10 protein-coding genes are annotated in these 15,165 nt (G+C 29.0%); 1 reads left to right on the forward strand and 9 read right to left on the reverse strand.

What is annotated here, in order from left to right:
- Positions 1–57: 57 nt before the first annotated feature.
- From HPRAE_RS05535 to clpB, 9 genes are all read right to left on the reverse strand, one after another.
- Positions 58–999: a hypothetical protein gene (locus HPRAE_RS05535; protein WP_014553253.1), complete on the reverse strand. Its 942-nt coding sequence runs from the start codon at positions 997–999 to the stop codon at positions 58–60.
- Positions 1,000–1,719: 720 nt separating this feature from the next.
- Complete coding sequence (locus tag HPRAE_RS05540; protein ID WP_014553251.1) at positions 1,720–3,297, reverse strand: tetratricopeptide repeat protein; 1,578 nt, start codon at positions 3,295–3,297, stop codon at positions 1,720–1,722.
- Between the two features lie 180 nt (positions 3,298–3,477).
- The gene (locus HPRAE_RS05545; RefSeq protein WP_014553254.1) at positions 3,478–4,398 is read right to left on the reverse strand and encodes a PDDEXK family nuclease; all 921 of its coding nucleotides are present in this window, start codon (positions 4,396–4,398) and stop codon (positions 3,478–3,480) included.
- Positions 4,399–5,433: 1,035 nt separating this feature from the next.
- On the reverse strand, positions 5,434–6,555 hold the full coding sequence (locus tag HPRAE_RS10905) for a DUF4062 domain-containing protein (RefSeq protein WP_014553255.1): 1,122 nt from the start codon (positions 6,553–6,555) through the stop codon (positions 5,434–5,436).
- A gap of 201 nt (positions 6,556–6,756) precedes the next feature.
- Positions 6,757–8,622, reverse strand: a complete 1,866-nt coding sequence (locus tag HPRAE_RS05555; RefSeq protein WP_014553256.1) for a hypothetical protein — start codon at positions 8,620–8,622, stop codon at positions 6,757–6,759.
- 185 nt (positions 8,623–8,807) lie between these two features.
- Positions 8,808–9,128 (reverse strand): tyrosine-type recombinase/integrase, encoded by a 321-nt coding sequence (locus HPRAE_RS05560; protein WP_050755996.1) that lies wholly within the window; start codon positions 9,126–9,128, stop codon positions 8,808–8,810.
- A 4-nt stretch (positions 9,129–9,132) separates the two neighbouring features.
- Positions 9,133–10,304 (reverse strand): IS3 family transposase gene (locus HPRAE_RS05565; RefSeq protein WP_148220544.1). Its coding sequence is split into 2 segments (ribosomal slippage): positions 9,133–10,046 and positions 10,046–10,304, totalling 1,173 coding nucleotides; the frame shifts between segments, so codons are not numbered across the junction.
- Between the two features lie 30 nt (positions 10,305–10,334).
- Complete coding sequence (locus HPRAE_RS05575; protein WP_083787852.1) at positions 10,335–11,150, reverse strand: tyrosine-type recombinase/integrase; 816 nt, start codon at positions 11,148–11,150, stop codon at positions 10,335–10,337.
- Between the two features lie 284 nt (positions 11,151–11,434).
- Positions 11,435–14,014, reverse strand: coding sequence for an ATP-dependent chaperone ClpB (clpB, locus tag HPRAE_RS05580; RefSeq protein WP_014553257.1), 2,580 nt, complete (start codon positions 14,012–14,014; stop codon positions 11,435–11,437).
- A gap of 207 nt (positions 14,015–14,221) precedes the next feature.
- On the opposite strand from clpB, the gene HPRAE_RS05585 reads away from it, so the two are divergent.
- Positions 14,222–15,160, forward strand: a complete 939-nt coding sequence (locus tag HPRAE_RS05585) for a tyrosine recombinase XerC (protein ID WP_014553258.1) — start codon at positions 14,222–14,224, stop codon at positions 15,158–15,160.
- Positions 15,161–15,165 lie beyond the last annotated feature (5 nt).

The following is a 15,165-nucleotide window of genomic DNA, read 5'->3' on the forward strand; positions in this document are numbered from 1 at the left end:
CATATCCTAGGCAACTGATGTCGTAAATGCCATGTTAAGCGACGTGCGTCTCTAATATTAATTTCTTAATATATCTTTTATACTTTCACCATCTAGAAATTTTACTGGATAACTTTTATTGATTTTTTCTATAATTTTCTTTTTAGCATGATTTGTGTACTTACCAGAACAAATAATCAATAATTCTTTGATATGAAATCGATTATAAGAAGAATTTAATTTTTTATCCACAGGAACATCAAAAGCATCTTCAATTTGATTAACAATTTCATTTAAATCACTTGTAGCGCTTCCTGACATATTACCTAACTTAACTTGAGCTCCACCATGAATTGTATTACCAAACTCATCTTCCTTTTTATAAAGAATATCCTTCCCAAATTCCTCTTTACCATGATTATATTCAACCTCTTTAAATATTTTTTTTAAAGATGGAATAACTAAATTTAATGTGAATTCTTCTTCTGAATTAAAATCATTAATCTCTAATAAATTTTGATTTTCAGGAAAAATAGGATAGATTATTTTTTTTAATATTTCACAGATAATATCTTCTATATTTCTTTTTTCAATATTATCTATTATATATTCAAAAGTTATAAGTTCTTCATCAGTATATACATTTTGTATCATATCATTTTTTAAATTTATAAATTCTTCAATAAGATTAATCTTTTGAATTTCTTCATCTGAATCATTATTATTGCTAAATCCAAATTCATAAATAATTTTATTACCTCTACGAACGATATCTCCCCAAAAATTATCCTGGTCAATTTGCACAGAAGTAAAATTCGTGCATGGAGTAATTTTTATATTTTCAGGTAAATATATAGCTTTAAATCCTTCTAAATAATCCTCTGTTATTGCTAAACAACCTTTTTCATAATAGAATTCTCTATCGTCTATCACAACGCCAATTACTTCATCTAATATACTAACATTAGGATCTACAATACTTTCATCTTCTAAAATCAATCTAATTTGATTTTCTTTCATTTGTTATTCCCCCTTATATAATTAATTTCTAACATTATCTAAGAAAAATAATGCATGTCGCTTAACGTCCCGAGCATTTGCGACGTGGCTGTCCTGTTCTTTAGGTTGGCGCATCTCTTGCTCATCATCATTTTCAGCTTAAACAGCTGCAAGAGATGTGACAAAAGCCATGTCCCGAAGGGCGACGGCCGTTTTACTGCCAAATTTATAACTAAGTCAGCGCCAATGCTCTGTTATGTGCTGTAATAATTTGCTGCGTTAAAAGTTACTCACTACTTCAACTTACTGAATGCTGATTTTAACTCTTAACCAGCAAAAAAGTTCATAAATTCTGTACTATATTAAATCTTCACGAAGTGCGTGAAGATCGAACAGTGACTAATTTACTCTCTGATATTTGTAAATATCTTTGTGAATTATAATCATCCAAGTTAATTGTTAAAACCACTGAAAACTAACAATTATTATTTTCTTCATTTGCAGGAGTTAATCCATATCAGTTAGCGATGAACCAACCCTATCACTTCTCTCTTTTTTGCTGATGTTCAATTATTATTGCACATAACGTTACTGGGATTTGCGCTTGTGCCTGGTTCCGTTAGGAACTGGCGTAAAGCTTGCTTTTTCGTATCAGTGATTGGTTAGCCTGCAAGCTTTATGACAGAAGGCATGGCGCCAATCCCATGTTATATGACGTACTTATCTATAAAAATCAAAAGATTATTGTCTAGTTAATTTTTTAATAAAAAATTTATCAACATTATCTAGATTTATTATCATTATAAATAAAGTTTTTTCATTTTCTGATATATATAAATATCCTTTCTGGTTATCTTTTTTAAACTTCTCTGCACTACTAGAAAAATCAAATTTTTTAGTATACTTTTCTAAAGATGCTGCTCTATTAAACATTTCTCCATTAAACTTACATTCTTTACTACCCTGATACCAAAAACCTTGTATTATTTTTCCGGATTGCTTAATCTTTAATTCTTTTTCATTTTCAAATTTCCATAAACCGTCAATGATTATATTTTTATCAATAAGATTGAAATACGCTTTAGAATAATTTCTTAAAAACCTTTGTTTTATACCAGCATTTTTTATAATTTTTTCTTTTCTTTTTTCTTCATTATTTTCTAAATTTCTTAATCTATTAAGCTGATAACCTACATTTTCATGAGTATTATCTTCTAGCATCGCTTTATTAAGAACATCAGAAGCTTCTTTATAAAATCCAGAATTTATATAATCTTGAGCTAAATTTGCTGATGATAAAGTATTATTACATTTTTTTATAGATTTTTTATAGGCATCAATTTTCATTCCAGCTAAGTTTAATTTTCCATAAATTACACCAATATTGTTTAAAGCATAATTATACTCAAAATCAGAACTTACTAAATTATCATAATGTAATAATGATAAATCATTAAATTCGCTTAAATTACTATATCCATACGCCATATTAAATATTTTTGATTTTTCTGATTTGAATTCCAATGCTTTTTCTAAAGCAAACACTCTTAACTCTTTTTCATCAGCTTTTTTATAAAGCGAAGCAAGTGACTTATAATATATAAATAAAATATTTTCATCTGTTTCATTAGTTATTAATGACATGATCTTTTTATAAGCTTTTTTATTATTTAATTCAAAAACACACTCTGAACTAAAAATCATATCTTTTGCTTTTTGCAATAGATCAGTCGATTTTTCTGCTGCTTTTTCAAAATAATCTTTTGCTTTATTTAATCTATTATTTTTTTTATAACAGAAACCAATAATTCTCAATATATATTCTTCAACCTTAGGGTATTCATTATTTTTTTCCAACTTTTTTAATTTTTCTAAAGCTTCTAAATCGCCTAAAAAGTAACTGAAATAAAGATAAATTGCAGTGTCTTCTGTTTTTTCTAAACTTTCTGGTTTCTCTTCACTCATTTTTTTATATAAGTCATCTAATGACTCTTTATCTTTATCCAAGAATGCTATCTGTAATTTATCTTTCCAATTCTTATCTTCTTCTTCATATTCTAAATTAATATCCATTTCTTCAGTTTCCATTAAACTAGAATCATCTTCTTGTGAAATATCTACTTCTTCACTAGTATTATTTTGTGAATCATTTTTGCTTTTTTTAACTTCTACTTCAGCATCTCTCATTTTAATTTTAAAATCTTTTCCTGTTAAAATCATTTTTAGTTCTTTTCTAAATATAATGATAAGTATAAATACACAGATTATTAGAACTATTAACCATGATTCACCTATTGAAGTTATTAAGTCTTTAGACATATACATTTCCTCCCTATAAATTAAGTATGTCATATAACGTTACTGGGATTTTGCGCTCGTGCCTGTTTCCGCCAGGAACTGGCGTAAAGCTTGCGTTTTCATATCCGTTATTGGTTAACCTGCAAGCTTTATGACAGAAGGCATGGCGCCAATCCCATGTTATCGGAAGTTTATTTATTCTTATAATAAACCATAGCCAAATAAATCTTTTACTCTTTCTCTTTCTTTTTCAGTCATTTCTCTTAATACCTTTTGTCCTATTGCTGTAAAAAAATGTTTAATTTTTTCATCTGTAACATCAGTAATAATATTAGTATTATCCTTATAAATATTCATGATACCAAATAGATATCTTAAATATACTGTAGGTTTAATTATATCACCAATATCTTCCCAAGAGCTTGTAAAACCAGAATCAACATAATTTTTTTCTAATTTTCTATCGCATTCACCCTTACAAGCCCAATATATATCTTTATAAATAGTTTTTTCTATTTCTGAATCTTCATTACGTTCAACTTTTTTTACAAAAACTATATTGCTTCCATATTGGTTATTATATAAATCAGGAAGTAGATCTTTACCACAAACACTACACTCTAAAGGTAAATATTCATCTACTATTAGATGTAAGGGTTTGATTTCTTTATAGTTTTCAGGTAAATACCTCATTAAAAGTTTTGAAAACCCTATTCTAATTAAATAGTTTTCAATAAGTTTATGATCAAATATTTTATAGTCTTTAATATTTTTATTATTTTTTAGATCAAATAAACGCTTATTTAAATTAGAAGATGCTATAGTAGAATAAAAGCCAATAAAACCATCTGCTTTAAAACTTCTTACCCGTTCCAAAATATTTTGTTCATTACTTTCATTTACTGCTCTATTACTATTAGCAAAGTTTTTACAACTAACTAACCATTTGAATTTATATTTACCTAAATTGCCTGATATTTCTTCAGATACAAGTATATCTTTTCCATGATCATTTCCTCTATCTGGAGTTGATTCTATATAAAAACCTACTTCTTGAAGAAAATCTCGAGCAAATAACTCCCATACTTCTCCATCTGGATCCAATTCACTAAAATCAATCATATATTATGCACCTCATTTTAAATAAATTTCCGATAACGATTCTGGGATTCGCGGTGTGCCCGGTGTCCACAGACCTGGAGCAAAGTTAGCTATCATATCCACAATTGTTTAAGTGCTGACTTTGTGCCAGAGGGCATGCCGTTAATCCCATGTTATCTGTCTGTTATGACAATATCGACTCTACTGCTTATCATTTATCTTCAAACTCCGAACCTCTATCTTCTTTTTTGCCACGGGCTTCCCGCAAAAAACCTTAACCATCAGTCGGAAGTTTTGAAGATAATGCTATAACCTATCATAAGATTGATCATGATCTTCCTCAGAGCACCAGGCTGAGATAAAAACTCTGCAGTTTCTATTTATCTTCCCCGAAGAAAGCTTAAAAATATCATCCACCGATGACCAAAAACCCTTCTCTTGGTCTTATTAGCTGCAGTGACATTGTCATAATGTCAGATAACGTTACTGGGATTTGCGCTCGTGCCTGGTTCTGGAAGAACTGGCGTAAAGCTTGCTTCAATATTTCTTGCTGCTATTATTGCAAGCTTTATGACAGAAGTCATGACGCCAATCCCATGTTATATGCTGTAATAACTTGCCGCGTTAAAAGTCATTCTTTACTTCAACTTACTGACTTCTGATATTAAATCTTGACCAGCAGATAAGTTCATAAATTCTGTACTATATTATATCTTCACGAAGTGCGTGAAGATCGAACAGTGACTAATTTATCTTTTGATATATGTAAATAACTTTGTAGATCAAAATAATCCAGGTTAATTGGTAAAGCCGCTGAAAACTTACAATTATTATTTCCTTCATTTGCAGGAGTTAATACATCTCAGTTAGCGATGCCCCAACCCTTCTTTTATCTTTTTCTATTATTTGCTGATGTTTAGTTATTATTGCATATAACGTTACTGGGATTTGCGCTCGTGTCTGGTTCCGCAGGAACTGGCGTAAAGCTTGCTTTTCCATATCCGTTATTGGTTAATCTGCAAGCTTTATGACAGAAGGCATGACGCCAATCCCATGTTATGCGTCGTTTTGCTGCACTTTATTATTAATATCATTGATAATATTATCTATCATTTTTTCTTTATAAATATCATATAAATCATTATTTTTAATGATTTTATCTAACTCTAGATTTTTAAGTAGAAAAGTTTTAGGAAAATTGATTCCTTTTAAAGTTAAATTGATATCATTTTCTTTAAATTTATTATTAATATTCTTTTTAGTTTCATCTCTCCATTTAGAAGTTATTTCGTCTTTTTCTTTTTCAGAAAATTTATCAACTGGTTTTTTGTAATTATTATAAAAATCATTACTTAAATATTCTTCTTCAATTATTTCAAGAATTTTTTCAGCTTTTTCTTGATCTATTTGAGCTTTTATTTCATTAAAGGTGAAGTTTGATATAATTTTTTCTGAATAAAAACTAATTAATTTTTTATTTTGTTCTTCTAGTAATTTCTTATATTCTTCACTTTCATCTAATAATTGTTTCCCCATTTCATTAACCATTTCATTAATACTATCTGTAACAATTTCTAATTTATCTATTGTATCAGTGATTCTGTTTTCCTTCTCATCTGTTCTTAATTTCTTTAAATATTGTTGAAATAATCCTGCCCATTGCTCTTTCAGTATTCTTTCAATGTCTTCAAATTTTTCAAATTTGAAAATAATATTATTGGCAAAATTCTCTTTTAATTCATCTACAAATTCATAAATATTAATACTATCTGAGTGAGCATAAGATATCTCTTCATTTCCTTTATTATTTAAGTATGTATAATATTCACTATTTACATTTTTTTCAATAAATATATATATTGGTATATTTTCCTGGTATGCAGTTCTATATTCTTGAGAAGTTATAGATGTGTATCTGTCATAAAATTTTTTCTTATCATTATCATCTTCATCAATACTTGAGCCATATCTTCCCCCTACAATAAGTATTAACATATCGCAATTATCAATTTCATTAAAACATGATTTATCTAAAGATTGATTTGGTTCATATGTAATATTACCAAATTCATTTAGTATAGGTGTATAATTAAATTCTTCAATTAGTCTTTTCATATTTTCTCTTATGTATTTCAAATCATAATATGTTGAACTAACAAAAATTCTTGGATTAGCCATTTTAACACTCCCTCATTAAATTAAGTTTAATAATCTATAACTGTTAGCAAAATGTCGCATAACGTTACTGGGATTTGCGCTCGTGCCTGATTCCGTTAGGAACTGGCGTAAAGCTTGCTTTTTCGTATCCGTGATTGGTTAGCCTGCAAGCTTTATGACAGAAGGCATGGCGCCAATCCCATGTTATACGACGTCGAACTCTTAAAGTCTAATATTCAAGAGATCTATATCTTCTTTTTGTTCTAATTTTTGCAAGAAATTTTGTAAGTTAACATAACTTTTAGTTAAGATTTCTTTAATACTAATATTTTTATCACTATATTCTTTTATAATTTTCCTTAAAAGATTACCTGAATATTCATTAGCTTTTTTTGCATAAAATGGAATAATAGTATTTTCATAATGTGCATTATGAACAATTTCATTTCTATACCTATATATCATTAAAATATCATTTTCAATTTGAGAAATTTGGTTGTCAATTTCTTTTTTAAGAAAATTATTATCTGAATAAAATTGTTTTGCATATTGAACTTTATCTTTTACTATTTTTCTTTCTACTTCATTTTCAATTAAGGATAAAGAATCAATAAATTTAGAAAGATTAATTTTGGAATTGGGAGGGGGATCAAGATTTGATTTTTCTAATAATTCTTCTGACAGCTTTAGGTTGTATCTTCTCTCAGACGCTCCTTGAGAAGAATTTAATAAATGCCAGATATACCAATATAACTCCCATCCCATATTATATATAAAATTATTTATTTCTATTGGGATTAATAGTTTTAATGAAAGATCAATAACTTTTTCATTATTACTAAAAACTCTTGATGAAAAATTTAATAAACTTTCTATAACAACCCAATAATTAAGCAATTCATCTTCTTCTTTAAAAGTTTCTTCCCCTTTTCTTAACCAGTGTAAAGAATATATAATTTTCTTTTCAATCTCATTAAGATTATTAATTGGTTTATACAAAAAATCACTAACTGATTCAAATAGTTGATTTAACTCAGGTTCTATTTTATTTTGTTTTAAATCAGGTGAATCATGCCATTTATGATATTTTGTTATAGCAACACTGACATTATCTCTGATTAATCTACCATTTTTATCAACAACAATGCAAGCCTTATTCACTTTATAGTTGACCTTTTTAGGACTTTTATAAGATCGCAATAAATCTAAAGCACGTTCAATTAATTCTAAAGCTTTATTTTCACCTTCTTTTATATCAATTGTCTCAATTTTTACTGCTGCATTTAGAAAAAGTTTGTCGTCATTTTCATTATTAAAAAATTCGCTATTTCTTTTTTGTTTTTTATTTTTAATATATTTTTTTATTTTTGGATTATAAAAATTAACCTTTCCTATATTAAAATTAACTTCACCTCTTAATCCAATTATTTCAAATATAAAATAGTACTCTTTTTTACCAGACCAATATTCATAAAACTTATTTAGTCTATCTTCAATTGATAAATTATCAATTATGGTCTTTATTTTTTCATTAAAAGCAGCTTGATCAAATTCTCCATTATTTTTGTAGTCTTCCCAGCTTTCATTGTGCGGGAAATTAGTAGATATTACTTCACCATGATTATTATATTTGTCAAAAATATTCTCTGGTAATTTTTTGATAGTTTCTAAATTGTAACCTTTAAGTAATAACTCAACTATGAGGGTTTGACTCAAAGTACGAATTTTATTATAAGAACTTTCTTCATTATTAGAATTTAATAATATATTTTTTAACATACTAAATGTTTTCTTGAAATATTTACCTTTTGTAAAGAATTCAAGTATTTCATAACATAATATTCTTAAAAAGTCGTTACTATTATTTTTAAATTCTTTTTTTAATAATGAAAACTCTGATTTGAAATTACTTTTTAATATTGGATCTTGACTAGTCATTACCTTTAATTGATCATAAAAATAGTCATTATTATTTTTATTTTTTAATTCATTAAAATTAATTTCATCAATTATTAATTGAGGATTTATTAGATCTAATCCATAATATTTTTTATTAAAATTATCAATTAAATCACTCCAAATATCCACCCAATATTTTATTTTTTCATTAATTTCATCTTCCTCATAATAATCCCATAAAAATAGATTAATAAGTATCCCTCATAAAAAAGTTCGATGTCGTATAACTCAATTATTTGTGTAAAACATTTCATTATTTGTAGAAATGCTGGATCTTCACGACTGTTATTTCGGTAAAATCTTTATTCTGTTAATTATAATGCATCAAAGGGATTGGTGATTTCAATTAAATTCTTATTACTTACATGAGTATAAATTTCAGTTGTAGTTGAACTTTTATGCCCCAGTAAATTCTGAATATATCTTAAATCAACTCCCTGTTCGAGTAAATGTGTAGCAAAAGAATGTCTCAAGGAATGAATTCCAACCTCTTTTTTTATACCAGCTTTCTTACAGGCCCGCTTAAAAACTTTTTGGGCACTTCTTTTTGAAAGGTGTTTATTCTTTTTTTGCCCAGGGAAAAGCCACTGCTCATCATATTTTTGTACTTTAAAAGCCCTTTGAGGTTCCCCCATTAAATTAGACACATAGTTTAGATAGTTTTCTCTCGTTTTCGTAGTCTTCTGGACTTTTATAATTTAAAGTTGAATGCATTCTGATTCTGTTGTAATAAACAGCTATATATTCGAAAATATCCTGTCTTGCTTGTTGTCTAGTTTTGTAATCTTTTTGATAAATTAATTCTGTTTTTATTGTGGAGAAGAAACTTTCTGCTACTGCATTATCCCAGCAGTCTCCTTTGCGGCTCATTGAAGATCTTATTCCATTTTTCCATAGCTCTTTCTGAAAATCATGACTTGCATACTGGCTGCCTCTATCAGAATGAAAGATCAAACCTTTTTTATGATTTCTATTTTTAATTCCCATTTCCAAAGCATTTATTACAAGCTGCCTGGTCATTCTTTTATTAATTGACCAGCCAACCACTTTTCGTGAATAAAGATCTATTACTACAGCCAGGTAGAGCCAGCCTTCAGCTGTCGGTATATATGTAATATCTGAAGCCCAAACTTTGTTTGGCTTAGATACATCAAAATTTCTATTAAGCAAATTTTCTTTTAGCGGTAAATTGTGATTTGAATCTGTTGTCTTTTTAAATTTCTTTTTCTGAATTGCCTTAAGACCCATTACTTGCATAAGTCTCACAACTCTTTTTATATTACAGTTATGGCCTTCTTTTACCAGCTGACGATGTATTCTTGGACTTCCATAGCGGCCGCTATGCTGCCAGTATATTTTAGCTATTTCTAGTTTCAGTTTCTTATTTTCAATTTCTCTTTGACTGGGTTCTCTATCTAGCCAATCATAGAAACCTGACCGGGAAACTGCTAATACCTGGCACATTTTCGTCACAGGAAATTGATCTCTGTGGTCCCGGATAAAACCGTATATTACTTCGGTTTTTTCGAAAAGATGCCCACTGCTTTTTTTAATATATCACGCTCTAATTTAGTTTCTCTAAGTTCATCTTCAAGCTCTTTTATTTTTTGTTGTTCAGGTGTTAGTTTTTGCTTTCCATTACCAGGAAAAGCATGTTCACCACTATCTCTATATTCTTTACGCCAGCGGGTTAAATTACCGTAATTTATTCCTAGATCATCAGCTATTTCTTGTACTGTCTTATTTGAATTTATGCTAAGTTCAACAGCATCTCTTTTGAATTCTTCAGTGTAACTTCTTCTTTTTCCCATTTTGGGCACCTCCTGAGTTTATTATATATCTTAACTCAGTGTCCTACAAATTGGGGGAGGGTCACTTACATAAAGCCTAAGCTTAGTTAAAGCTTCTTTAGATAGCAAAGTGTACCTATCTTTATATCCCTTAGCAGAACGAATATAAAGCAGCATTCGCTCTGAATCAATATCAGATAGTTTAAGCCTTACAACTTCACTTACTCTTAAACCAGCAGAATAAGTTAAAATCAAGATAAGTTGATGTTTTAAATTATCAACAGCTGCAATAATATCTTTAACCTCTTTTTTGTTTAAAACCTGAGGTAATTTCTTTTTCTTTTTTGGCCTCAGTAGTTTATTATTAATTCCATCTAATTTTAAAATCAAAGTATTAAAAGTTTTAAAAGCACTAATAAATTGATTAGCATAAGAATGAGTATTATTTAATTCTTCTAATAAAAATAAAATATAATCATTAACATCATTCTTTTTGATACTAAACAGATCTTTTTTTAGATATCTAATAAATGACTTATTATGATTTAAATAAGCTTTAATTGAGTTTGGAGAATAGCCTTTAATTTTTAGCTTTTTTTCAAATTGAGGTAAATAATAATTAATCAAATAATTAGCAATCAGTTCTGGGCCAGCAAAGTTTTTTAGTTCTGAATCAAAAATCAGATAATGCTTTTTAAACATTTCCAAAAAAAGAGCCAGATTATTAGAATTATTGGCAAAAGTCCAATATCTTTTTTTAGGATTCCAGCGACTCCCCGGAATTGAATTAATTTTTTTAACCACTACTTTATCATAATCAAAGCTCAGACAAATTAAATCTTTAGTTTTATTTAACTTTAACCTCATTTAATTTATAAGCTCCTATCCCTTAATAGATTCCATATTCTTATATTTCTTCATCTGACTTATTTTTCCTTTATTTAGTTTAAATTAATTTCGTTCACCAAATTCAAATAAATTCTTATTTAATTAAATCTCCAAAAGGGCCAGCAACATAAAAAATACATTCTAACTAAAAAATACTTCAAACTAAATTAATTATCAAATTAAATAAAAAAACAGGCCAGTAATTAAACCAGCCTGCACCAATACTTAAAAAATTATTTAAAATGTTTATTCAAATTAAAAACCTATACAAACTTAAACTCTCCCTCTTTAAAATCAACCTCAATTTGATCTCCAGCCTTAATTTTTTCTTCTAATAATAACATAGCTAATTCATCTTTAATCTGATTTTGAATAACCCTTCTTAAAGGTCTGGCTCCATAAGCGGGATCAAATCCTAATTCTAAAAGCTCTTCCTTAGCAGCTTTAGTTAGTTCAATTCCAATATCCTGCTCAGATAGGTTATCCTGCAGATATGAAATTTGAATATCAATAATTTCAAAAATATCTGCCTTAGTTAAAGAATGGAAAATAATTTTTTCATCAATTCTATTTAAAAACTCAGGTCTAAACTGACCTTTTAATGCCTCATCAATTTCTTCTTTAATTTTTATTTCATCATCTAAGTCTTGAATATATTGTGAACCAATATTTGAAGTCATAATAATAACTGTATTTCTAAAATCAATTTCCTTACCCTGGCTGTCAGTTAAAACACCATCATCTAAAATTTGCAGCAAAATATTAAAGACATCTGGATGAGCTTTTTCTATTTCATCAAATAGAATTACAGAATAAGGATTACGTCTTACCTGTTCTGTTAACTGTCCCCCATCTTCAAAACCTACATAACCAGGAGGTGAACCAATTAGTTTAGAAACAGCATGTCTTTCCATATACTCTGACATATCAATTCTAGTCAATGTTTTTTCATCATCAAAAAGATATTCAGCTAATGTTTTAGCAAGCTCAGTTTTGCCAACTCCAGTTGGCCCCATAAACATAAAGGAAGCAAGCGGGCGATCTGCATCCTGAAGTCCTGTCCGTGAACGCCTAATTGCATTACTTACTGCTTTAACAGCATCATGTTGACCAACAACCCTTTTTTCTAATTCGTCTTCTAAGTGAATTAATTTTTCTTTTTCTGCTTCCATCAGCTTCTGCAGTGGTATATCTGTCCACATAGAAACAATTTCTGCTATATCTTCTTCTGTAACTTCTTCTTTAACTAGATTATTTGAATCCTGCTGTGAAGCTTCTACTTTCTGGCTGACTTCTGCAAGTTCTTTACGCAGTTCATTTAATTTACCATAGCGAAGTCTAGCGGCTTCTTCGTAATTAGCTTCCCTTTCGGCTGCTTCTGCTTGATATTCAATCTGATCAATTTTTTCTTTTAATTCCTGCATTTTAGCCAGCTGATCTTTTTCATTTTTCCATTTTAAACGCAGTGGATCTCTTTTATCTTTTAAATTCTGCAGATTTTCTTCAATTTCTTTTAAACGCTCTTGGGCCTCATCGGTATTTTCATTTTTTAAGGCCTCTTTTTCTGTTTCCAGCCTTCTCACTCTGCGATCCAACTCATCAATCTCAATCGGCATCGAATCAATCTCAATTCTAATTTTAGATGCTGCCTCATCAATTAAATCAATTGCTTTATCAGGTAAAAACCTTTCTGTTAGATATCGATCAGAAAGCTTAGCTGCTGCTACTATTGCATTATCAGTAATTTTAATTCCATGATGAATTTCATATTTTTCTTTTAAACCTCTTAAAATAGATACTGTATCTTCTAGATCAGGTTCAGCTACTTGTACAGGCTGAAATCTTCTTTCTAAAGCTGCATCTTTTTCAATATGCTTTTTATATTCAGTTAAAGTAGTTGCTCCTACACAGTGAAGTTCACCTCGGGCCAGCGCTGGCTTTAAAAGATTAGCTGCATCCATTGAACCTTCAGTTGCTCCCGCTCCAACTAGAGTATGCATTTCATCAATAAAAAGAATAATCTGGCCCTCTGCTTTTTTAATCTCTTTTAAAACTGACTTTAATCTTTCTTCAAACTCACCTCGAAACTTAGTACCGGCAACTAAAGACCCCATATCTAAAGAAATAACCTTTTTCCGCTTTAAACCTTCAGGTACATCTCCATTTACTATCCTCTGGGCCAGCCCCTCTACAATTGCAGTCTTACCTACACCAGGTTCTCCAATCAAAACTGGATTATTTTTACGCCGCCTCGATAGAACCTGCATTACTCTTCTAATTAAGTTATCACGACCAATTACAGGGTCCAACTTACCTTTTTTAGCCATTTTAGTGATATCAATAGTAAATTTATCTAAAACATTAAATTCTTCCTCTCCTTGTTGAGACTCAATTTTACTACCTCCACGTACTTCTTTAATTATTTGTTTTAAATCATTATAGTTTAGATTCTTTTGATAAAGCATTTTACCTAATTCATTTTTTCTATTTTTTAAAATAGCAAGCAAAAAATGCTCAGTCGATAGATACTGATCATCAAGTCCAGCTGCCTGTTTTTCTGCTTCCCGCATTATATCATTTAGTTGCTGAGACATATAAGCTTGTCCACCCTGATCTGAATAAACTTGTGGTAGTTTTTCTAAGATCTTTTTATTTTCTTTTTTCAACTCTGCTAAATTAGCCTCAGCCTTTTGGAGCAGTGGAATCACTATTCCATCATCTTGATTTAATAAAGCTTTAAACAAATGGGAAGGAAATATCTCTTGGTGCTGATAGTCCCTTGCTATATTTTGTGCTTCTACCAGACTTTGCTGTGCTTTACGTGTTAATTTTTCCATATCCATTTTTTATTCCTCCTTTAAGCCTCAACAGATCTTAATATCTAATTTTTAATATTATTTTCTTCTCTATTTTCATTATAATATAAAGGTCAGAGAAGGTCAATAGCCAAAATAAAGGGTTTTGTACTTTTTAATTGAATAAATATAAGTATAGAAGTGATTATATTTTGGTACCTGGTTAAAAAGAAATAATTCACTAAGTCAAAGGAAGTGGTTAATATTTCAGAACTTAATTTTTTACAGGCTCTCAATAAATTTAAAAAATATTTAAAAGTAGAAAAAGGTTATTCTCAATTAACTATTAAAGAATATAATAGTGATTTAAATCAATTACATAAATATCTTAAAGAAGAATTAGATTTTAAAGCTGACTTTAAACCAGCTGAGGTTGATCGCCTTGATATTTCAGAGTTTTTAGCTGATGCAGTAATTATTAATGATAATAAAGCTGTGACTAGAAATCGTAAGCTCTTTGCTATTCGCTCTTTTTACAAATACCTACTCCATTATGGAATTGTTAATCAAAATCCAGCTGAAGCAATAGAAAGTAGTAAAACAGAAATAAGATTAGAACCAATTTATTTAAAATTAAAAGAAGCAAAACAGTTTATTAATGCAATTAGTGAAAATGGAGGAATCAATCGTTTAAGAGATTTAGCTATAGTAAAACTCTTTTTATATGCAGGACTTCGAATTTCCGAATTAGTTAATTTAGATTTTGATAACCTTGATTTCGAAGATTGCTCAATTAAATTCTATGGTAAAGGCAATAAAGAGCGTTATGTTCCTTTACATCATGACGTTATTTTAGCTATTAAAAAATATTTACCTGAAAGAAATTCAATTAAAATCAAAGAAAATGATGCTAGGCAAGCAATTTTTATTTCTCGCCATGGCAAAAGAATCAGTCCGCGTACTATTCAACTTTTTGTCAAAAAATATGCTAAAAAATCAGGTTTAGGTCGGGCAGATAAAATAACTCCTCATAAACTACGCCATACTTTTGCTTCTACTCTTTACCGCCAGACTAAAGATATTAAAGTTGTGCAAGATCTTTTAGGCCATGCTAATTTATCTACAACTCAAATTTATACTCATGTTGACACTGAAGAAAAGAAAAGTGCTATTGACGAAATGCCTGATTTTTAAATAAA

The organism is Halanaerobium praevalens DSM 2228 (assembly GCF_000165465.1).
Classification (GTDB): domain Bacteria; phylum Bacillota; class Halanaerobiia; order Halanaerobiales; family Halanaerobiaceae; genus Halanaerobium; species Halanaerobium praevalens.

Bases quoted from the DNA above. Each gene is read 5' to 3' on its own strand.
- HPRAE_RS05535 (WP_014553253.1), bottom strand. From the start codon at position 999: ATGAAAGAAAATCAAATTAGATTGATTTTAGAAGATGAAAGTATTGTA.
- HPRAE_RS05540 (WP_014553251.1), bottom strand. From the start codon at position 3,297: ATGTCTAAAGACTTAATAACTTCAATAGGTGAATCATGGTTAATAGTT.
- HPRAE_RS05545 (WP_014553254.1), bottom strand. From the start codon at position 4,398: ATGATTGATTTTAGTGAATTGGATCCAGATGGAGAAGTATGGGAGTTA.
- HPRAE_RS10905 (WP_014553255.1), bottom strand. From the start codon at position 6,555: ATGGCTAATCCAAGAATTTTTGTTAGTTCAACATATTATGATTTGAAA.
- HPRAE_RS05560 (WP_050755996.1), bottom strand. From the start codon at position 9,128: ATGGGGGAACCTCAAAGGGCTTTTAAAGTACAAAAATATGATGAGCAG.
- HPRAE_RS05575 (WP_083787852.1), bottom strand. From the start codon at position 11,150: ATGAGGTTAAAGTTAAATAAAACTAAAGATTTAATTTGTCTGAGCTTT.
- clpB (WP_014553257.1), bottom strand. From the start codon at position 14,014: ATGGATATGGAAAAATTAACACGTAAAGCACAGCAAAGTCTGGTAGAA.